Here is a 19,582-nt window from a genome sequence, read left to right as displayed (position 1 = left end):
AAATAATTTCCTTACGCATCTGTGCACAACCCGCGGAGCGTTTTTATTTCATAGGGAAGGTCGTAGAACTTTCCTATGAAAGAACAAAAAAATGAACCGCCCCCAGCCATTAGATTTTTGATCTAACTTTGGGGGACAGTTCATAATTCGGTGCATTTTTCTTTTTATGACTTTCACAAAAACAAGTCACATTATTCCTGAATTCTGATTTAGTTCAGCAGTTCTTTTGCTCCATTCCCAATCGCCGTGATAATAAAATAACAGCTTGTAGCTCCCGCATCCAGAACACCTCTGGAACGCTCTCCAAGACGGCTTGCACGTCCGATCTTTGCAACCAGGTCTTTGGTGGATTCCCATCCTTTTTTTGCAGCCTCGTTCATGGCATCCAGACATTCTGCAAAATCCTTGCCTGCATCCTTGGCTTCCATAAAAGCTTCCTTTGCCGGGATCAAAGTATCCAAAAGGGTCTTGTCACCAACCTTGGCCGGACTGATCTCCTGAATCCCCTCCACGGCTCCGCTGATCATCTCTCCAAATACTTCAGCATCGATCACTTCTTTATTTTCACTGGCAGCAGAAAATTCATCAAATAACAGTCCATACAATGGCCCCATAGAACCTCCGATGTCCTCCAAAAGAGTCTCTCCAAGGGTACACAGGCCTTCACTCATATTGTAGGTTTGTCCCTTGAGTTTTTCCTCACACATGGTAAACCCTTTATTCATGTTGATGCCGTGGTCACCGTCACCGATCTTTCCGTCGATCTCGCTCAGATAATCCCTCTGCTCCTGAATCGTCTTGATCAGCTTATCAACAATGACTCCTGCTTCCGCATTTTTAAAACTTGACATAATTCTTCTCCTCACTTTAAACTCAGACTGCTTCTTCTGTTATTTATTGTAACATAAGGATCACACTTTTCAATTTGTTTTGGGTCCAGTGATGCTCCAAATTTATGGAAAACGCCGGACTTACAGCTGTTTTAAACCGACAGAGTCGCTGGGCATGTCGATGCATTCTTTCAGTTCATCGTCAAGCTTCATGACAGTTAGCGTCACACCCATCATCTCAAGGGAAGTAAAGTAATTACCCACATATGCCTTGTGAACACTGATTCCTTTTTCTGCGAGAACTTCTTCCACTCGGTCATACACGATATACTGTTCCATTACCGGAGTTGCCCCCAGGCCTGACAAAAGCACTACCACTTCGTCTCCCTCTGCAAACGGCAGGTCCGGAAGGATGATATTCAGCATCTCATCTGCGACCTCACTGGCGGTCTTTAACGGCTGCACATTGATCCCCGGCTCCCCGTGATGTCCGATTCCAATTTCCATCGTACCGTCTTTGATCTCAAAGTTCGGATGTCCCACAGCAGGGATGGTACACGGTGCGGTTCCAATTCCTACGGATCTCGTGTTGTCGATCGCTTTCTGTGCCGCTGCAATGACTCCGTCCAGATCGGCACCCATGGAAGCCTTTGCTCCTCCGACCTTCCACATGAGCACTTCGCCCGCAACGCCGCGGCGTTTTTCCAGCTCATCTTTTGGTGCAGACGCACAGTCATCATTTGCCACAACGGTCTTTACTTCAATTCCGAGCTTCTTTGCTTTTCTCATGGCCATCTTGACATTCATGTTGTCTCCGGCATAGTTTCCATAAAGACAGGCAACGCCTTTACCGGAATCAGCCTCCTTCATGGCATCCAGGAATGCTTTGGCAGTCGGTGAAGAAAAGATCTCCCCGACAGCTACCGCGTCACACATATTCTTTCCGATGTAACCGATAAATGCCGGTTTATGTCCGGATCCCCCTCCGGTGACAATTCCTACTTTGCCTTCCACCGGTGCATCCTTATATTTCAGGACACGCGGATCTTCTGTAGGTGCCACAATATCCTTGTGCGTCTTAACAAATCCTTTCAGCATATCCTCAACAGCGTAATCGGGATTGTTTACAATTCGATTCATCTGTTCTCCCTCCTATATCTCAGCCGCGATGGCTTTCAGATTCTTAAGTCCTTCAATGGCAAGTTCTTCTCCTGTATCAGCAAACTTTCTCCAGATCGCACAGTTGCCGGACAGTTCTTCAAAGCTTGGGTCAAAGGATTCAATGACTAACGGTCCATCATAACCAATTTCCTTTAATGCAGTAAAAAATTCCTTAAACGGCACCAATCCGGTTCCCGGGATTCCCCTGTCATTTTCATTGACATGCACATATCCGAGATATTCCTTTCCGCAGGTCTTTACAGCTCCGGCAAAGCTCTTCTCCTCGCGGATCATATGGAAGCAGTCAAGATGAACTTTGACATTTCCTGTCCCCACATCCTTGCAGAACTGAACAGCGTCCTCCGCAATGTTGAGGAAATGTGTCTCGAAACGGTTGACACACTCTACACAGATGGTCACATCGCCTGTTTCTTTAGCATATTCAGCCACTTCACGCATACATGCCACACCGTAGTCCCATTCTTCCTGTGTTCTTGGTTTCTTTGTGAGATAACCCCAGCCTGCATAGTTTACTCCGCCCAGGATCGGCGCTCCCAGTTCGTTGCAGATATCCACGCATTTTTTCATGGCCTTGACGCCCGCTGCCCTAATCTCTGGATCCGGGGAGATCGGGTTCGTCTCCGGTGTCAGTGTTGTCGTGCAGACACAGTCAATACCCACCCGTTCCAGTTCAGCCTTTACCTGTTTTACTGGAAATGTAAATGGATTGGAAATCGCAAAGTCAATGACTTCAAATCCCAGTTCTTTTGCCTTTGGGATGATCCAGAGATGTTCCTCCCCATAAGCCTCTGCCCAGATAAATGTATCCACTCCAAATTTAAAATCCATAGAAAACCCTCCTTAAAAATGTTTGGTCCTATTTGCTGAACTGCTTTTCGTAATATGTGATCCGTTCTACCTTTTCTGTGGACGGTCCGTCTTTGAAGGTCAGTCCCATCCAGATGTCCAGTAAATATAATGCCAGCTGAGGTGCAATGACTCTTGCTCCCATACACATAACATTTCCGTCGTTGCTCAGGATAGAGCGCTCTGTTGAGAACGGATCATGGCAGACTGCCGCACGGATTCCCGGTACCTTGTTGGCTGTCATCGCCATTCCGATTCCTGTTCCGCATACAAGAATGCCTCTGTCGCATTCGTTGCTTGTTACTTTTTCACAGGTACGCACTGCCACATCCGGGTAAAGTTCCACTTCTCCCGGTCCCACACCGTTGTCTACCACTTCATGTCCCGCATCCTCCAGATGCTTTTTAATCGCCTCTTTCAAGTCAAAGGCTGCCTCGTCACATCCTAAAGAAATTTTCATTGCTCGCTCCTTTCCAACAGACCTAATATCTCCTCCGGCCTGTCTACCACAAAAGTTCCCCCATATGCTTCCAGTTCTTCTCTTCCCCTGAACCCCCAGGAAACGCCGACCGTATCCAGGCCTGCGTTCTTTCCTGTCAGCATATCTGTATCAGAATCCCCGATATAAAGCACTTCATCCTTTTTAAGCCCCATGAGTTTTAAAAGCTCGAGCGCCCCTGCCGGATCCGGCTTCTTCGGTATTCCCTCTCTCTCTCCGAACACATCCACAAATGGGATGTGTGCAAAAAATTTTTCAATCAGTGCATTGGTATAGTCCGATCTCTTGTTGGAATTGACTCCCAGGGCGATCCCCTTCTCACAAAGCTTCGCCAACAGTTCCAAAATCCCTTCATAGGGAGCAGTCTTATCCAGATACCTCCGGTCATAAGCTTCTACAAAGACAGCCACCGCATCATCGATGGTCTTCTCATCCCTGGCATCCTCAGGAAGGCTTCTCTCCACAAGCTTTTTAAATCCGTTTCCTACTTTTTTCTTGTAGTCTTCCGGACCGTGGAGAGGAAATCCAAACTTCTCCATCACCTCATTGACGGAATCCGTAAGATCTCCGATCGTATCAAGAAGTGTCCCGTCCAAGTCAAAAATTATGCCTTTGTATTGTCCCATCGTTTATCCCCTTTCCTGCCAAAAAGATTCTTCACGGCATGCCGCAAAGAATCTTTTCAAGGCAAATCACCATGTGTTCTTCTTAATTATACACCAATCACTGCGGCGGTTCTATTCCTGCGTTGATTTATGTATATCTTATCGTGATTTCATGGATGGGATTATAATTCAGTTACTGCAAATACAACCTTCACCGGTTTAGCTTCAAAGTTCACTAACTGATATTTCGTTCCTGCCGGAAGGAAGAAAGTATCTTCGGGTTCCATAACAAAGCTTTCCTGTGCGTCAACCAAGTTTACGGTCACCGGTCCGTCAACACAGTAGAGTGCTCCGTCTCCTGCATGTGTGTCAGGATCTGAACATCTCGGTCCGTATCCACCTGCCGGAAGGATCATTTCACCGAAGTGTCCGTAATCGTTGCTTGTGATAAATCTCATAAGCATTGGATGAGTTGTTCCGTGTACATTGTTTAATTTTTCAAAATCACGCACTGCGTAAACAGCTCCGGTCTTTCTTGCTTCTGTCGGGTCTACCGGCCAGCATCCGATATCATCGGTGCATCCCTGACGGGAGATATCCTGGATCTTGTCTCTCATATCCGGAAGGTTGTCATTGTTCGGTCCTTTGTAGAACTTTGTCTCTTCCTCTGTCGGGATAACAGCCGGAGGAATGGACTCGCTCCATGCTTTTGGAGTGATGAAGTAAAGGATTCTTGCCTTCTGGTCTGAGAAGTTATGGCAGCAGTGCCAAGCACCTTCCGGCATAAACAGTCCCTCTCCTGTCTCTAAGTAAGCAAACTGTCCGTTTCCGCTCCTCTGTACAACCGGTCCGTTTAAGATGTAGTAAGACTCATCTCCAGGATGGATGTCAAGCGGTGCAAATACTCCTCCCGGTCCCAACTCATAAATACCGAGCATAAAGGTATCTGTTGTGATCATTGTGAATGTATTGTCGGATGTAAATGCATTGTCCGGCGGATATAACGCTGTAGAATAATCCTGTTTGCGGATCAGCATCGGTTTCTTTTTGTCCGGATCAAATGGGAAATGTCCCATGATATCAAATAACTTTGCCATTTTATTTCTCCTGTCTTGTTGAAATTATTATTTAATCTTCTGCCAATTCCTGCTCTGTTTTTGTTTTAGATACAAGTACGATCAATGCAGCTGAGACAGCTCCTGCAACGATCAAACAGATAAAGAATGGAATCACTTTATTCATTGCAAATACTACGAATACTCCACCGTGAGGTGCACGGATTGTAATACCCCATAAGTAAGACATTACAGATCCTACAGCTGAACCAACCATAAAGCATGGGATGTATTTTAAGTTCTTTGCAGCATACGGGATTGCAAACTCCGTGATCATACATAACGCCCCTGCAAAACATCCGGCGATTCCTGTTCTGTCTTCTTTTGTAAATTTCTTTGGTGCAACTAACATTGCAAATGCCATTGCAAGAGGCGGTGCACAGCAAGCTACAAAGTTAGCAGCCATCGGTGCGTAGTTTCCTGTTTCCATACATGCCAGGGCAAATGCGTAGGCAACTTTGTTACACGGACCACCCATGTCAAATGCCAGCATACATCCCTGCACAATACCTAAGAGTACCAGGTTTCCAGTTCCCAGGTTGTTTAACATTGTTGTCAATGCTGTTGTTAATGCCCCTAAAGGTCCTCCGATCACATAGTGCATCAGCAAACAAATACCCGCACATCCGATTACCGGAATGAACAAGGTTGGAAGCAGTGATCTCACAGCGTTAGGAAGCGGGATCTTCTTTAACCAGTTTACAAGATATCCTGCGATAATACCTGCGATCAGTGCTCCGATAAATCCTGAAGAATATCCCATTCCCCAAGGGTCAGTTGCCAGCCATCCTCCGAACATTCCAACACAGATTCCCGGTTTGTCGGCGATTGAGAAAGCTACATATGCACCTAAAATTGGTACCATGAAAGTTCCCAGACCAATTTTACCGATCCAGAAAATGGTTGAGGCAAAATTTCTTCCCGGCTCTACTGTATTGGGGATATCGTATCCTCCCAGCAAGAACCCTAAAGCTACTAAAATACCTCCTGCCACTACAAATGGCAGCATATATGAAACACCGGTTAAAAACGCTTCCTTAATATCATCTACTACGTCTCTCATTTTTCATCCATCCCTTCATATTTTAATTCTCTCTTCTACTCTTCTACTTCACTAAAAATAATACCTGGGTCTTTGATCACTGCATGTGGTTTTGTCTGAAAAATCTTGTCTTTGTAAGGTGTAAAACGTTCTTCCTTTGTAATTCCTACATCGTTGGCAAATACGATCAAGTCAGCCTCCTTGATGTCACGGTCTCTTAACTTGTCTTCAATTCCAAGTGCTCCCTGTTTTTCAACCTTGCACTTGTAACCCTTCTGCTTGCAGATTTTCTGAATCGCCTCTGCCGCCATGTAGGTGTGCGCAATCCCTGTCGCGCACGATGTCACTGCAACAACTTTCATGATACATCCCTCCTTTTCTAAAGTTCTTTGATCCCTTTGATCAACTCATCATAACTTTCAGCCTTTTCTAATAATGCCAAAAACTCGTCGTGAGCCAGAAATCCTGCCAAAGTTGCCAGCACTCTCAAATGGTAATCATTCTCTTGATTTTCAGAAATCGCCAGAACAAAGATGTACTTTACTTCGCCTGACTCCCCGCCAGACTCATAAATGAACGGCTCCCTGCATCTGCAGAATCCGATTCCGGGTGTCAGGACCTCTTTACATTTCCCATGAGGGATGGCAATCATATTGCCCATGTAAGTCGGCCCCAAAGTCTCCCGAAATTCCAAAGCCTTTTTGAATGCCCCGGCGTCTGAAACGAGTCCTGCCGTTTCAAACTGCCTGGTCATCACATTAAACATGTCATCTTTGTCCTTAAACGGTTCCCGGTCAAGGATCACCATTTCATCGAGCAGCACTTCGGATAAGTCCACACTGTTCATGAAATGTTTTCCCTCCCTTTACGAATCTTATTTCCCGTTTTTAAACGCCTTGATTACGTCTTTTGCATATCCTTTCATGAATTCATAGGCTTCTTCCTGTAATTCATGGTATGCAATCTTTCCATCTGTCTCAGCAACACGGTCTGCTACAAATTTTGTGGCTGCCTTTGCCATGTAAGAGTAGTAATTTACTTTAGAGCATCCTGCTGTGATCGCTTCCTGTACCTGAGAGAATTCTACTCCTGAAGCTCCATGCATAACGACACGGCATGTATCCGGAATCGCTGCGCGGAGTGCTTTCACTCTGTCAATGTCCAATACCGGCGGCTCTGCGTAAATTCCGTGCATAGTTCCAAAGCATACAGCCAGTGCATCACATCCTGTCTCTTCAGCGAATGCTTTTGCTTCTTCCGGCTCTGTGAAGAATTCTTTTATATCTTCGTTTGTCAGAACACGGCTCTCTGCGTCCTCTTCTCCATGAGTATCCTCTGCAGTAGATGCCATAACTCCCAGTTCAGCCTCTACTGTGATTCCTGCAGGATGAGCGATCTTTACGAATTCTTTTACTCTCTTTAAGTTTTCTTCGTAAGGAAGTGCGCTGCAGTCATACATGATAGACGGGAATCCGACCTTTAAAGCTCTAAGTACGAAATCATAGTCACTGCCGTGGTCTAAGTGTACACAAACCGGTACAGATGCTGCCTTCGCATATTTTAACATTTCCGGCCCGATTCTCTCGATCGGGATGAGCGGATCATGTACCTGTGCATGGTCAATGATGATCGGTGTGTTTAATTCTTCTGCCGCACCGATGACTGCACGGATGGTTTCCACGTTCGGAGTGTTGATACATGGAATTGCATACTGCTCCTTCTCTGCGATCTCTAAAATTTCTTTCATGTTTACTAACATAGTGCTTCCTCCTTTAAATTAGCAGCCTTTCGGCCATTGTTACCCTGCTTCACTCATTAGAATCTCATAAAACTCTTTGGGCCCTTCCGCATCCAGAAGATGTCCGATCAGTTCTTTATTGCCGATCATCCCATAGAAATACTGGAAAAATCTAAGAATCTCCTCCGAGGTTTCAAAATCAATCGCAATCAGGAACATCAGCCGTACCTTTTCGTTGGGCGTCCATGAGATCGGATATTTTAGCCTTACAACCGCAACTCCGCTCTGCTTCACATAATCTTTGTAAATATGCGGCATAACGATGTTTCTTCCGACGGTGGACGGTCTTTTTAATTCCCGTTTCCACACTTCCTGGCTGAATCCTTTCTCTATGAATCCCTGTTCATACAAAAGGTCACTTGCGAGCTGTATCACATCCTGTTTTTCCATGACATTGACGTCGGTTAAGATCAAAGATTCTCTGAAAGTCTTCTTTGTCGTCTCCAGCGCATCTGTCATTTTTTTGTCATGATCGAGTTCATCCAGACTTACGGCGATTTTGTTGATGTCCGCCTGATCGATATGTTTTGTCACTTCAATTGTATTTTCCCTCGGCTCCTTTAGAGGAACCGTAGAAATCAATAATTGTCCTTTCATTGTTTCCGGATGAAAGTCCCGTATATGAATGCTGTCTATAATCTCAAGTCCTTCAACTGCATTCTCAATCTTAATCTTCTGGTACCTTGCGGTATGAGGATCAGTTGCAGTCATTAAAACTGCCTGGCGTCCCTCCCTGATGTCCATCATCGCATTGTGAATCAACAATGCGATCCATGCAATCTCATCCTGGGTCAATATCACAGATAGCTTACCTTCAATGTCAAAAATATAAGTCATACATGCCGCATATACATCCTGCAGCTGATGCTGCACATCTCTGTGCAGGTCGTCCCATTCCACTAATTTGTAATCACGTTTGATCGTGATCTTTTCTAAAAATGAACTGACGTCATTGATAAGAACCTCATTTTTTAATACGTTTTCTTTCTTCATCACGGCCAGGACAATGGATAGATAGTCCAGTGCGATATTCTCATATCTTTCATCCTTAGGGCGGTTTCCGTGTCCGCAGGTCTTTGCAACCATCAGCTTAGCGGCCAGAAACTGGTATTCTAATGACATATCTCCGTTTTGAGAAATAATCTCATCTAATATCAACCGAGCCGCATCGAGGAAAGAAGTATCTAACTTGGTCATCTTTCGGCTTCCCGCGTTTTGGAGGATTTTCCCTTCCCCGATACGGTTGATTGTCAGTAGTAAGTATTCCGTCAGCCGGCAAAAAGAGATATCCACAAAGATCTGATTTAAAAACTCTTCTGCCTTCCGGAGGCTGTCCTGCACCTTCATAATGTTTTCTTTAGGATAATGGTCGGTAAAAAAGGTGTAGGCCCGTTTGCTGATTCGGTAGTCTAAGTTTTCAGGCAGCTTTTCAATATAGGCGTGTTTCCAATACTTTTTGTTTTCAGAATCCACGATTGCCTGTCTTAGATCAAATTCATCTCCCTTGATCTGAATCCCCTGATTTCTTACTTTTGTAAGTGTCAGGTTAAACTCACTTAAATAGTCTTCAATATGCTTCAGATCTTTCTGAATGATATTCCTACTCACACACAGCTCTTCGGCGAAAAGCTGAATGGTATATTTGGCCGGATAGTAAAATAACGTATCTAATATGTAATTCTTTCGATAGTAGAACGATTCCGGGTCTTTGTTGGCATATTCATTGAGGTCATCCAGGATCATTTCCCTCTGTTCTTCCGTTGCAACCAAACACAGTCCTTTTCGCGGCGCCGTCAATAGTTTTGCTTCATACTTCTCTATCTCACGGCTGATATCACTTAAAGAGTGTTTGATGCTGCTGACAGAAACTCCTGTCATTTCAGAAAGTTCATCAGTGGTGAAAAAACCATACGTATCAATCATTCTACGTATTACTTTTTCCTGTAAATTATTCATCTCGTAGGCCTCCTTCAATGAATAAAACCGATGAAGTTAAGCAAGCATCTTGCTTATGTATTAATCTTAATATCCTTCATCGGTTTTGTATATATCTCATAAAATCAGTTTTTGCACTTATTTCGGTACAATTAGTATAATTTTTAAAATTACCGAATGCTTTCTCTATTTTACTACGCCTAACCTTTTCTGAACATGGAAAAAAAGCCCTGGAATCATAAGTTTAGGATAGGGGGTAATGATTCCATGGGCTTTTTCTCTTTAGCCGGTATGATATTTATCTTCCGGTATTTATCTTACAATCCGCCGTACAGATACGACTTTCCTGTAATTCGCTTTTGGTGAGATCTTGATGCCTGTTTTTCTGGAACTTGCATGTACGATCTTTCCGCCTCCGATATAGATGGCTACGTGTCCGCTGTAGCAGATCAGATCTCCCGGCTGTTTCTTCTTATAAGAAACCTTTTTTCCTGCTCTTCTCTGAGAGGAGGAAGTTCTCGGGATATTATATCCAAAAGAACGGTAGACGGCTTTTGTGAAGCCGGAGCAGTCAGCTCCAGTATTTAAATTTGTTCCGCCCCAGCGGTAAGGGTTTCCTACAAACCTCTTAGCGAAACTTGTCACTGTCTTTCCTTTTGTTTTTTTACTTCCTTTGAGCTTTGGTGCTTTTGTGCTTATCTTTACACGTTTTTTCGGGACAAATCCTGTCTTTCCCTTATAGGAAATCTTTCTCCAGCTGCCGCTTGTATAGTAAACGGTAACCTTCTTTCCCTTTTTGATTCTGACTAATGTCTTTGACTTTTTTGATTTACTCCGTTTTAAACTTGTAGTTGCACTTTTAATATATCCGGTATAACCCGAGGCTGCCTGCACTTCTTTTTCTGGAAGCGATGTTGCCGCCGTACCTGTTATCATTAAACATGCAACTGCAAAAATTGCTGTTCTCTTTGCGATTGCTTTCATTGTATCCTCACTCAACTTCTTTCTATATATTACGTAATTATTACATTTTGTTTACATTTATGAATTATAGCACGCCGTAATAATATTGTAAAGTCTTTTGTAATAATATCGTAATATTTATTCATATTTTATTAACAAGTCCGATTCTTCTCTGCTGTCAGGCTCATATTTGATAATTCCTGGAATTTCTTATATAATAGAAGCTAACAGACAATCGACCCAAAGAAAGAGAAAAGGGAGTACTATGGAACCATTTGTTTTGACCTGCTGTTCCACGGCAGATATGGAAAAAGAATACTTTGAACGCCGTAACATTCCTTATGTATGTTTTCATGTAACGTTAGACGGAAAGGATTATATGGATGATCTTGGGCAGAGTATTCCATTTCCAGAGTTTTATAAGAAAATACAGGAAGGTGCTCTGGCAAGCACTTCCCAGATAAATGTAGAAGAATACATTGAATTTTTTGAACCTTTTTTGAAAAATGGCCGGGACATTCTGCATATCAGTTTGTCCTCAGGTATCTCCGGAACATTTAATTCCGCAAGCATCGCCAGGGATGAATTGTTAGAAAAATACCCGGACCGGCAGATCTTTCTCGTAGATTCTCTGGGCGCATCTTCCGGCTATGGACTGCTCGTAGATATGGCCGCAGACCTGAGAGACCGCGGGGACAGCATCCGGGATGTCTATGAGTGGGCAGCCACCAACAGACTGAAGATCCACCACTGGTTTTTCTCCACAGATCTCACTTCCTACATCCGCGGAGGGAGGATTTCCAAGACCTCAGGTTTTATCGGCACGATGCTCGGCATCTGTCCTCTGCTGAATATGGACTCTGAGGGGCATCTGATCCCCCGTGCTAAGATCCGAACAAAAAAACGGGCCGTCAAAGAAATCGTTAAGAAAATGGAAGAACACGCAAAAGACGGCACAGACTACAGCGGTAAATGTTTCATCTCCAACTCCGCCTGCTATGAAGATGCCAGACAGGTTGCGGACCTGGTAGAAGCCACATTTCCTAATCTAAACGGCCATGTAGTGATCAATAGTGTGGGAACCGTCATCGGCGCCCATACGGGACCGGGAACGGTCGCCCTGTTCTTTGAAGGAGATAAACGGACGGATTAAGTATGAGTTTGTTATCACTATTTCCGTCGCGCTTTGAAATGCGCTCCTCCAATAGTGATAACAAACTACATTAAACTGAGAAATTTTTGTAATATCTGGAACCTTGTCAGCCTATTGTGCTTTTCCTGCACTATCCTGAAGTACACCGTTTCCCAGACCCGGAATCCGCTGCTTAGTCGCAAGAAAAGCCTTGGCACTCAAGTTTGGTTTGGCAGAGTCCAGAAGTCCGAAAAAACAGGTATGGTCATTGTCATAATTTCCGGGTATTTTATCTCCTTGCCTGAAGCTCCTTACATTCACACCGTCATTGAAACAAACCCTTAAATCTCCTTCAAAAATAATCTCAGCAAAGATCCCGAATCCCAGTGTATCGGCGACCTTTCTTCCCCTCAGCATATCGTCATAAGATAATGTTTCCCCGTTATTTCTTCTGCGGCACATATTTCCTTTTCATTTATGCTGTTCCTTATGGGATAATATTTCTGTTACATTTTGTAGAAGGAGGGAGAGAAATGGATTATGGATATGTCAGGGTATCGTCCAAAGATCAGAATGTGGAACGGCAGCTGGCAGTGATGAAGGACCTGAAAATACCCAAACATAATATTTTTATTGACCGGTAGTCGGGAAAGGATTTTAACCGGCCTCTTTATAAGAAACTGCTTGGAAAGCTGCGGCCGGGAGACACTCTTTTCGTAAAGTCCATTGACCGCCTGGGCAGGAACTATGAAGAGATTATCGAAGAGTGGCGTACTATCACCAAACGCAAGAAGGCCGACATCGTTGTCACTGACCTTCCGCTTCTGGATACCCGCGGTAAAAATGCTCTGGACCTGACGGGTGTCTTTATATCTGATCTGGTGCTGCAGATTCTTTCTTACGTTGCACAGACAGAACGGGAGCAGATCAGAAAACGGCAGGCTGAGGGAATTGCTGTAGCCAAGGCCAGAGGCGTCAGTTTTGGGCGTCCGCCTAAAGAAATACCAAAGGAGTTTGACCGCATTTATACACTCTGGAAGGCAGAAAAAATAAGCGGCCGGGAATCTGCTAAAAAACTTGGAACCACTCACAACACATTTTTCAAATGGGTCCGGCAGGCAGAAGAAGGACGCTCATGAAAATAAATGGGTAAAAAAGTAGACTTATTTGCCCATTTATTTTTTATGGCATCCGGATCATCCCATCAAAAAATAATCTCGGAACAATCTTTGAATCCGGTACATTTGCTGTCTCGGATTTATCCTATAAAAATAATATCATTAACGACGAAAAAAGTATTGAGGGATTTTTAGACTGCCATATGACAGAAATCGGGACGGGTCCCGGGGAGTTTTGTCAGAGTTCCCTTGAATTTCTCAAAAGCTTTGGAACTCCCTGCGCTGAAAATACTTTTTCAATTGATAAAGAATGGTATGAAGCTTCCTGCCTGCGCGAGAGTCTTTTTCTCATAACCGGCGAAATCAAACTCAGCAGACGGAACAGCGGTACAAATCTGCCGGCTCTCCATCTTCGTTTCAGCATGATTACGGAGCATACGGACAATGGATGGAAACTTCTTCATCTTCACCGCTCTGTACCGGATTTCAGTCGGGTGGACAAAAAGACTATTTATTATTCCCAATTTGACTATCTGACTATATGTCTCTGTGGGCATCGGTTTTTATCCTGATCACGGAAAAGATTTTCAAACCCTATGGTCCAATGCTGACAAGGCACTGTACTCCGCGAAAAATAATGAAAATAATCACATCTGTTATTGTTCCGAACTTTCTGATTTACATAATTAAAAGAAAAAGGCCTGGGATCTTCTCCTATGAGAAAATCCCGGGCCCATATAATTCTTAGAGGTTTGCGCCGTAATCCAGCACAATACACTGTCCTGTGATAGGAGCAGACTCGTCACTGGCCAAAAATAAAATGGAATTTGCCACGTCTTCTGCTGAACATGCAGGAAGCCGCAAATCGGAATGTACAGCCATGGCCCCCATCATATCTGGGTCCATAGAGTCCATCGTCTGTCCCGCTGTCATCGGAGTCTTGATCATGCCCGGACAAATGGCATTGCACCGAACACCGTCTTTTGCACATCGCATAGCCGTGTGCTTGGTAATACCCAGGCCTGCTGCCTTGGAAGCCACGTAGGCAGCTCCCCCGCCCCCATTTACTCCTGCAATACTATCCACATTGATAATTGATCCGCTCTTATTTTTCAGCATGACTTCCAGCGCTGCACGGATAAAATACATAGTTCCCTTTGTGTTGATGTCAATGATCCTGTCGATCTCGCTGTCCGCTACTTTATCGATGGGAAGCAGGCCTTCGTCCAGCACCCCGGCATTATTCACCAGAATATCCAACGTACCGAAATGCTCTACGGCTGCTTCTACGATTCTTTTGCCGTCTCCGGGAACAGAAATATCGCCCTGCAGTGCCAGCACTGTGCATCCGGCGGCCTCTATATCCGCCGCCACAGACTCAAGCTTTTCCTTTCTCCTGGCAGTGATAACGACTTTGGCGCCTTCCTTTGCAAACCGCTTTGCCGCCTGTTCACCTACCCCGGAATTCCCACCGGTAATGACTGCAACTTTTCCTTCAAGTCTTCCCATATTGCTACCTCCTTGCACAGCTGTTTGCCTTATCTCTCTCTTATTATATACCCTCTCTTCTTCTTATTCCATTTTCATTTAAAAACATTTTGATCCCCTGAAAGGTCTGGGCGCTCAGCACATGTTCACACCGGCATGCATCTTCCTCGGCCACATGTTCCGGCACTCCTGCAATCTGCATAAAAAGCGAAGTCAGCGTCCTGTGTCTCTCGTAGATAGACTCGGCCTTTTTAAGCCCTTCAGATGTAAGGGATATATATCCTTTTGCATCCACGAGAATATAACCCCCTTTTTTCAAAATCCCGACCGCACGACTGACGCTTGGTTTGCTGTAATTTAATTTTCTGGCTATATCGATAGAGCGCACCTGCCCTAATTCCTGTTTTAACATTAAGATAGCTTCCAGATAATTTTCCCTTGATTCGAGCATCCTGATACTCCCCCTTATTCTCCTCCTGTTGTTTTAAATATTATTTTAAAAAGTCCTCTATGATCACTGCTTCTGCCTCTTCCCCGGTCATTCCAAAAGTACGCAGCTTTATGAGCTGATCATTATTAATACGCCCGATGGCTGCCTCGTGAATAATCTGAGCATCCACATGATTTGCGTTGATCTCAGGAATAGAACTGATCTTTGCATCATCCATGATAATAGAATCACACTGCACATGTGCATGGCACAGTGCATTTCCGATGGCTTTCGGATGAAAGACCTGGGTGGATGTGTCCTTGGCGACAGATCGGGATATGATCTGTGCAGAACTCTCCTCCCCGTTTAACTGTACGTCCATGTTTGATATGGCCTGCTGGTTCCCATGTGTCATGAGTTTTTCCATTACATAGAGTTTGGACCCTGCCCCCATCTCCACGTGTGTCTCCCGTATCGTCGAATCTACCCCTTTGATCTGAGTCGTATCCAGTGTAAAAACAGAATCTTCCTCCACATCGATTTTCGTGACAGGATTTAAAACCCTGCCGCCGGTTCCTTTTCCTTCCCCGTAATGGCGCTCCTCATACCGTACATTGGCATGGCTGCCCACATGGAATGCATGAATGCCGTCATGCCTGCTCTCCTGGTCCCCGTCGTTGTGAATGCCGCATCCTGCCACGATCAGGACATCTGCACCGTCCTCGATATAAAAGTCATTATAGACCACATCTGTGATACCGGAAGCAGAAACAACCACCGGTATATGCACTGCCTCACCTTTTGTCTTCCCGCTGATAAAGATATCAATCCCGGGCTTGTCCTGCTTCTTTACGATGCGGACATTCTCACTGTCGCCGTGACATACTGCCTGTCCGTTCTGACGCAAGTTATAAGCGCCTTTCTGTACAAACCCCTGACCGTCGATAGCCTCCAGCACTCCCGCCGTTATTTGATCTAATTTCATGTCCTTATCCCCCTATTCCTGCATGAAGGCACATTGCTCTTCAGATTCTTCTGCCATGAGGTGCGGATAAACCTCTTCCTTCGACCCGATCTCTTCTATCTGCCCGTCTCTGATGATCATGATGCGGTCTGCCATCCGGATGATCCTCTCCTGATGGGAGATCAGGATCAGACTTGCCTTGTTTTCCCTGTGGATTTTTTCAAATTCTTTGATCAGCATGGCAAAACTCCAAAGATCGATGCCTGCCTCCGGTTCATCAAAGATACATATTTTATGGTCTTTTGCAAATACGGTGGCAATCTCGATCCTTTTCATCTCGCCCCCCGACAGAGTGGCATCCACTTCCCGGTCTTTATATTCCATTCCGCAGAGCCCGACACTGCTCAGCAATTCACAGCACCGCTCATCCTTCAGTGTCTCCCCTGCCGCAAGAGACAGCAGCCTGGAAGCCGTCAGCCCTTTAAATCTTGGAGGCTGCTGGAATGCAAATCCTATGCCTGCATTCGCCCTCTGGTCTATGGTATAATCTGTGATGTCTTCTCCGTCCAGAGAGATTTTACCCCCGCTTGCTTTTTCTATCCCCATTAAAATCTTTGCGATGGTTGATTTTCCTCCGCCGTTGGGTCCTGTGACAACAAGCATTTCCCCGTCATCGACAGAGAAGCTCACATCATCCAATATTTGCACATCTGCACCATTTTCATTGATCCGGTACGATAAATGTTCTACGTTTAACATAACTGCAGCCTCTTTTCTTGTCTTTTGAATTCTATCATATTTATATAACCGTATTTTATATTGTTTTTCAAGTAATTCTGTCCATGTTTTGGAAAAGATTCATTCTCATTTCCCTAAAAAGTCCCTGCCAGTAGTTCTGCCTCTCTCAGTGCCTGATTCATGATGAGTCTCACATCATTTCCAATGATGTCAAGTCCCTCTGCGGTCACCGTATCTGTCTTCGGGATTCCTAGCATACGAAAAACGGAAGCAAGAAATTTTTCGGCGTGGTCGTCCTTCTTATTTGGCCCCTCAGAATAAATTCCTCCCCTTGTGGAAAAGAATACGCCTCTCTTTGCCCTTCCGTAGCCTTCTGCGGTTCCGTCCTCCCTGTATCCAAAGGTCATGCCTGTAACACAAATCTGTTCGATATAAGCGTGTACGGCAGCCGGAAATGTTCCTTCCCAGAACGGAGCCGCAAGCACGACCGCATCCGCCTGCATAAATCTCCTGGCCTCATCAAACACCGGATCATCCCAATTCCCCTGAACTGCCAGACGTTCCCTCTTTTCAAGGGCCTCACGGTCCAACGGCAGACAGAGACCACTCACCTCTGTGATCTCATATTTCCCTCTCAGACAGTCAAGAAACCGCCTGGCCAGCAGTAACGTTCTGGATTCTTCTCCCCTGATACATCCATTGACAAATAAGATTGATTTCATACGCTCCTCCTTATATCAAAACATTATGGAAACAGAACAAAGTGGTCAAGCCCACACTTCAGCTCCCCAACCCTTCAATCTTTGAGGGGCTTGACAACTTTGTGTGCCAGATGCGATTTGCCAAAGGCAAATGATTTCCTTACGCATCTGTGCACAACCCGGGGAGCGTTTTTATTTCATAGGGAAGGTCGTAGAACTTTCCTATGAAATGAAAAAAAATGTGCAGGATCTCTCTTGCACATTTTGTTTGATCTATTCTCTTACGATTCTCCTCACGGCAACTACTTTTCTGTAATCGGCCCTCGGAGAAATCTTAATCCCTGTTTTTCTTGTACTGGCATGGACGATTTTGCCGTTGCCTATGTACATGGCTACATGGCCGCTGTAACAAATCAGATCTCCAGGCTGCTTGTTTTTATAAGATACCTTTCTGCCCGCTTTCCTGAGGTCGGAAGACGTTCTCGGAAGCTTATATCCGAAGGAACGGTATACTCCCCCGACAAAACCGGAGCAGTCGGCACCGCTGTTTAGATTTGTTCCTCCCCATACATATGGGTTGCCAACAAAACGCTGGGCAAAGGCTGCCACTGCCTGTCCTTTTTCTTCTTCAGTTCCTGCCAGTTCAGGAGCATTTGTGTTAATGTACACATATTTTTTCAGGACAAATCCTGTCTTGCCTTTGTATGTAACCTTTCTCCATTTCCCGCTCGTGTAATGAACCTGCACAGGTTCTCCCTTTGAAATTTTACGGATCACTTTAGATTTTTTAGATTTGGACTTTCTCAGTTTTACCCATGATTTCCATATCCGTCCGTCGTATGTACTCTGTGCTGCATGAACTTCCTTTTTCGGGACTGCCAATCCTGATGTAATGATCATAGAAAAGACGAGCAGACATATTGCTGTCTTTTTTAATATTGACTTCATAAAGATGTTACCTTCCTACTTCGATATTTTATATTAATTTTATGTTTATTACAGTATTGTTACATTTGATCTACAGTTATGAATTATACCACAACACTTCTGTAAAGTAAACCTTCTAACATACAAAATAGGAAATTTTCCGTCATTTTTTCCATAAACTCCTGACATTTATCATGAATCGTATGGTGCATAAATAAAAAACCCTATAAATCATTGATTTATAAGGGTTTTTACGTGGGCGAGAAGATTCGAACTCCCGACCTTCTGGTCCGTAGCCAGACGCTCTATCCAGCTGAGCTACGCCCACATATGAAATTAAACAGCACCTGTAACAAGTGCTCAATGCCGTTGACCGGAATCGAACCGGTACGGGAGTATAAGTCCCGCAGGATTTTAAGTCCTGTGCGTCTGCCAGTTCCGCCACAACGGCATCCTGAGAGAAATTCTCTCAAAATGGGACCAATAGGGCTCGAACCTATGACCCTCTGCTTGTAAGGCAGATGCTCTCCCAGCTGAGCTATGATCCCAAATATAAATTACTCTTTTTAAGCAAAAGAGACGACCCGGATGGGGTTCGAACCCACGACCTCCGCCGTGACAGGGCGGCGCTCTAACCAGCTGAGCCACCGGGCCAGAAATAACTGTATACAAATGGACCCTCGGGGACTCGAACCCCGGACCGATCGGTTATGAGCCGATTGCTCTAACCAACTGAGCTAAAGGTCCTTATCTTCTCACCACTTAATGTCCAAGTGTATGAAGCCGTTGACCGGACTTGAACCGGTAACCTGCTGATTACAAATCAGCTGCTCTGCCAATTGAGCCACAACGGCGAAGTATGAAGCTGAATGACTCCAACGGGATTTGAACCCGTGTTACCGCCGTGAAAGGGCGGTGTCTTAACCACTTGACCATGGAGCCTTGTTTCTTTGACCGCTTCACGGTCTTTTTGACCTCCCCGAGCTGGGCTCGAACCAGCGACAACACGGTTAACAGCCGTGCGCTCTACCAACTGAGCTATCGAGGATCATTTCTTTTTATTCTTTCTCTTTTTTCCTTCGATTATTCCTCTGATGTACCTTCAAAACTACATACAGAACCTTTCATCAAACATCTCCCTTACCTTCTCTTGGTTAAAGCCTCGACCGATTAGTAACAGTCAGCTCCATACGTTGCCGTACTTCCACCTCTGCCCTATCTACCTCGTCGTCTTCAAGGGGTCTTACTAGATTACTCTATGGGAAATCT

The 19,582-nt window shown here is 44.8% G+C and carries 23 protein-coding genes, 8 tRNA genes, 1 rRNA gene and 1 pseudogene; 4 read left to right on the top strand and 29 right to left on the bottom strand.

Features of this window, described 5'->3' with window-relative positions; translation table 11 throughout:
* Window positions 1–209: 209 nt before the first annotated feature.
* From dhaL to QGT46_RS08310, 12 genes are all read right to left on the bottom strand, one after another.
* Window positions 210–851 (bottom strand): dihydroxyacetone kinase subunit DhaL, encoded by a 642-nt coding sequence (gene dhaL / locus QGT46_RS08365; RefSeq protein WP_024726387.1) that lies wholly within the window; start codon window positions 849–851, stop codon window positions 210–212.
* A gap of 120 nt (window positions 852–971) precedes the next feature.
* Window positions 972–1,970, bottom strand: a complete 999-nt coding sequence (locus tag QGT46_RS08360) for a dihydroxyacetone kinase subunit DhaK (protein WP_148459503.1) — start codon at window positions 1,968–1,970, stop codon at window positions 972–974.
* A gap of 12 nt (window positions 1,971–1,982) precedes the next feature.
* Window positions 1,983–2,840 carry a sugar phosphate isomerase/epimerase family protein gene (locus QGT46_RS08355; RefSeq protein ID WP_137329765.1) on the bottom strand — a complete coding sequence of 286 codons (858 nt, stop codon included), beginning with the start codon at window positions 2,838–2,840 and terminating at the stop codon, window positions 1,983–1,985.
* 28 nt (window positions 2,841–2,868) lie between these two features.
* On the bottom strand, window positions 2,869–3,318 hold the full coding sequence (gene rpiB, locus QGT46_RS08350; RefSeq protein ID WP_006566381.1) for a ribose 5-phosphate isomerase B: 450 nt from the start codon (window positions 3,316–3,318) through the stop codon (window positions 2,869–2,871).
* The gene (locus QGT46_RS08345; protein ID WP_024726383.1) at window positions 3,315–3,983 is read right to left on the bottom strand and encodes an HAD family hydrolase; all 669 of its coding nucleotides are present in this window, start codon (window positions 3,981–3,983) and stop codon (window positions 3,315–3,317) included. Before QGT46_RS08345 ends, rpiB begins: the two co-directional genes overlap by 4 nt.
* A 161-nt stretch (window positions 3,984–4,144) precedes the next feature.
* Entirely contained in the window at window positions 4,145–5,059 is a 915-nt protein-coding gene (locus QGT46_RS08340; protein WP_024726382.1) for a cupin domain-containing protein, read from the bottom strand.
* 31 nt (window positions 5,060–5,090) lie between these two features.
* Window positions 5,091–6,140: a PTS fructose transporter subunit IIC gene (locus tag QGT46_RS08335; RefSeq protein ID WP_024726381.1), complete on the bottom strand. Its 1,050-nt coding sequence runs from the start codon at window positions 6,138–6,140 to the stop codon at window positions 5,091–5,093.
* Window positions 6,141–6,175: 35 nt separating this feature from the next.
* Window positions 6,176–6,481, bottom strand: coding sequence for a PTS fructose transporter subunit IIB (locus QGT46_RS08330; RefSeq protein ID WP_148459504.1), 306 nt, complete (start codon window positions 6,479–6,481; stop codon window positions 6,176–6,178).
* Window positions 6,482–6,498: 17 nt separating this feature from the next.
* Window positions 6,499–6,966: a PTS sugar transporter subunit IIA gene (locus QGT46_RS08325; protein ID WP_024726379.1), complete on the bottom strand. Its 468-nt coding sequence runs from the start codon at window positions 6,964–6,966 to the stop codon at window positions 6,499–6,501.
* A gap of 27 nt (window positions 6,967–6,993) precedes the next feature.
* Complete coding sequence (locus QGT46_RS08320; RefSeq protein ID WP_024726378.1) at window positions 6,994–7,878, bottom strand: class II fructose-bisphosphate aldolase; 885 nt, start codon at window positions 7,876–7,878, stop codon at window positions 6,994–6,996.
* A 39-nt stretch (window positions 7,879–7,917) separates the two neighbouring features.
* Window positions 7,918–9,873 carry a BglG family transcription antiterminator gene (locus QGT46_RS08315; protein ID WP_148459505.1) on the bottom strand — a complete coding sequence of 652 codons (1,956 nt, stop codon included), beginning with the start codon at window positions 9,871–9,873 and terminating at the stop codon, window positions 7,918–7,920.
* Between the two features lie 291 nt (window positions 9,874–10,164).
* Complete coding sequence (locus QGT46_RS08310) at window positions 10,165–10,836, bottom strand: C40 family peptidase (protein WP_024726376.1); 672 nt, start codon at window positions 10,834–10,836, stop codon at window positions 10,165–10,167.
* Between the two features lie 244 nt (window positions 10,837–11,080).
* Here QGT46_RS08310 and QGT46_RS08305 point away from each other — a divergent pair, with 244 nt between their 5' ends.
* On the top strand, window positions 11,081–11,968 hold the full coding sequence (locus QGT46_RS08305) for a DegV family protein (protein WP_148459506.1): 888 nt from the start codon (window positions 11,081–11,083) through the stop codon (window positions 11,966–11,968).
* A 111-nt stretch (window positions 11,969–12,079) separates the two neighbouring features.
* Here QGT46_RS08305 and QGT46_RS08300 read toward each other — a convergent pair whose 3' ends face one another.
* Window positions 12,080–12,409 carry a hypothetical protein gene (locus tag QGT46_RS08300; protein WP_024726374.1) on the bottom strand — a complete coding sequence of 110 codons (330 nt, stop codon included), beginning with the start codon at window positions 12,407–12,409 and terminating at the stop codon, window positions 12,080–12,082.
* A gap of 71 nt (window positions 12,410–12,480) precedes the next feature.
* On the opposite strand from QGT46_RS08300, the pseudogene QGT46_RS08295 reads away from it, so the two are divergent.
* Window positions 12,481–13,086, top strand: a pseudogene (locus QGT46_RS08295) (recombinase family protein).
* Window positions 13,087–13,361: 275 nt separating this feature from the next.
* Here QGT46_RS08295 and QGT46_RS17515 read toward each other — a convergent pair.
* Complete coding sequence (locus tag QGT46_RS17515) at window positions 13,362–13,529, bottom strand: hypothetical protein (protein WP_235824665.1); 168 nt, start codon at window positions 13,527–13,529, stop codon at window positions 13,362–13,364.
* On the opposite strand from QGT46_RS17515, the gene QGT46_RS17510 reads away from it, so the two are divergent.
* Together QGT46_RS17510 and QGT46_RS17260 are read left to right on the top strand one after the other, a co-directional pair.
* Entirely contained in the window at window positions 13,461–13,637 is a 177-nt protein-coding gene (locus QGT46_RS17510; protein WP_420360578.1) for a nuclear transport factor 2 family protein, read from the top strand. The genes QGT46_RS17515 and QGT46_RS17510 overlap by 69 nt on opposite strands.
* Window positions 13,615–13,755: a diguanylate cyclase domain-containing protein gene (locus tag QGT46_RS17260; RefSeq protein WP_235824664.1), complete on the top strand. Its 141-nt coding sequence runs from the start codon at window positions 13,615–13,617 to the stop codon at window positions 13,753–13,755. Before QGT46_RS17510 ends, QGT46_RS17260 begins: the two co-directional genes overlap by 23 nt.
* Before the next feature lie 54 nt (window positions 13,756–13,809).
* Here the strand turns inward: QGT46_RS17260 and QGT46_RS08280 are convergent, their stop codons facing one another.
* The 15 genes from QGT46_RS08280 to QGT46_RS08210 form a co-directional block, all read right to left on the bottom strand.
* On the bottom strand, window positions 13,810–14,574 hold the full coding sequence (locus QGT46_RS08280) for an SDR family NAD(P)-dependent oxidoreductase (RefSeq protein ID WP_024726372.1): 765 nt from the start codon (window positions 14,572–14,574) through the stop codon (window positions 13,810–13,812).
* A gap of 43 nt (window positions 14,575–14,617) precedes the next feature.
* Window positions 14,618–15,004: a metal-dependent transcriptional regulator gene (locus tag QGT46_RS08275; protein WP_148459507.1), complete on the bottom strand. Its 387-nt coding sequence runs from the start codon at window positions 15,002–15,004 to the stop codon at window positions 14,618–14,620.
* Between the two features lie 40 nt (window positions 15,005–15,044).
* Entirely contained in the window at window positions 15,045–15,968 is a 924-nt protein-coding gene (locus tag QGT46_RS08270) for a SufB/SufD family protein (RefSeq protein ID WP_148459508.1), read from the bottom strand.
* A gap of 12 nt (window positions 15,969–15,980) precedes the next feature.
* The gene (locus QGT46_RS08265) at window positions 15,981–16,706 is read right to left on the bottom strand and encodes an ABC transporter ATP-binding protein (protein ID WP_148459509.1); all 726 of its coding nucleotides are present in this window, start codon (window positions 16,704–16,706) and stop codon (window positions 15,981–15,983) included.
* A gap of 113 nt (window positions 16,707–16,819) precedes the next feature.
* Complete coding sequence (locus tag QGT46_RS08260; RefSeq protein ID WP_024726368.1) at window positions 16,820–17,407, bottom strand: NAD(P)H-dependent oxidoreductase; 588 nt, start codon at window positions 17,405–17,407, stop codon at window positions 16,820–16,822.
* A gap of 252 nt (window positions 17,408–17,659) precedes the next feature.
* Window positions 17,660–18,334 (bottom strand): C40 family peptidase, encoded by a 675-nt coding sequence (locus QGT46_RS08255; protein WP_148459510.1) that lies wholly within the window; start codon window positions 18,332–18,334, stop codon window positions 17,660–17,662.
* A 233-nt stretch (window positions 18,335–18,567) separates the two neighbouring features.
* Window positions 18,568–18,641, bottom strand: a tRNA-Arg gene (locus QGT46_RS08250).
* Between the two features lie 36 nt (window positions 18,642–18,677).
* A tRNA-Leu gene (locus tag QGT46_RS08245) sits at window positions 18,678–18,764 on the bottom strand.
* Window positions 18,765–18,788: 24 nt separating this feature from the next.
* Window positions 18,789–18,861: transfer RNA gene (locus QGT46_RS08240), tRNA-Val, on the bottom strand.
* A gap of 32 nt (window positions 18,862–18,893) precedes the next feature.
* A tRNA-Asp gene (locus QGT46_RS08235) sits at window positions 18,894–18,967 on the bottom strand.
* 19 nt (window positions 18,968–18,986) lie between these two features.
* Window positions 18,987–19,060: transfer RNA gene (locus QGT46_RS08230), tRNA-Ile, on the bottom strand.
* A 34-nt stretch (window positions 19,061–19,094) separates the two neighbouring features.
* A tRNA-Thr gene (locus QGT46_RS08225) sits at window positions 19,095–19,167 on the bottom strand.
* Between the two features lie 16 nt (window positions 19,168–19,183).
* Window positions 19,184–19,255, bottom strand: a tRNA-Glu gene (locus QGT46_RS08220).
* Between the two features lie 33 nt (window positions 19,256–19,288).
* A tRNA-Asn gene (locus QGT46_RS08215) sits at window positions 19,289–19,361 on the bottom strand.
* Between the two features lie 102 nt (window positions 19,362–19,463).
* Window positions 19,464–19,582, bottom strand: a 23S ribosomal RNA gene (locus QGT46_RS08210); the annotation flags it as partial.

Origin of the sequence: Anaerostipes faecis (assembly GCF_910574135.1) — a bacterium.
Lineage (GTDB): Bacteria > Bacillota > Clostridia > Lachnospirales > Lachnospiraceae > Anaerostipes > Anaerostipes hominis.
The sequence above is the reverse complement of the archived record's forward strand: the minus strand, read 5'-3'. Positions and strand labels throughout refer to the sequence as shown.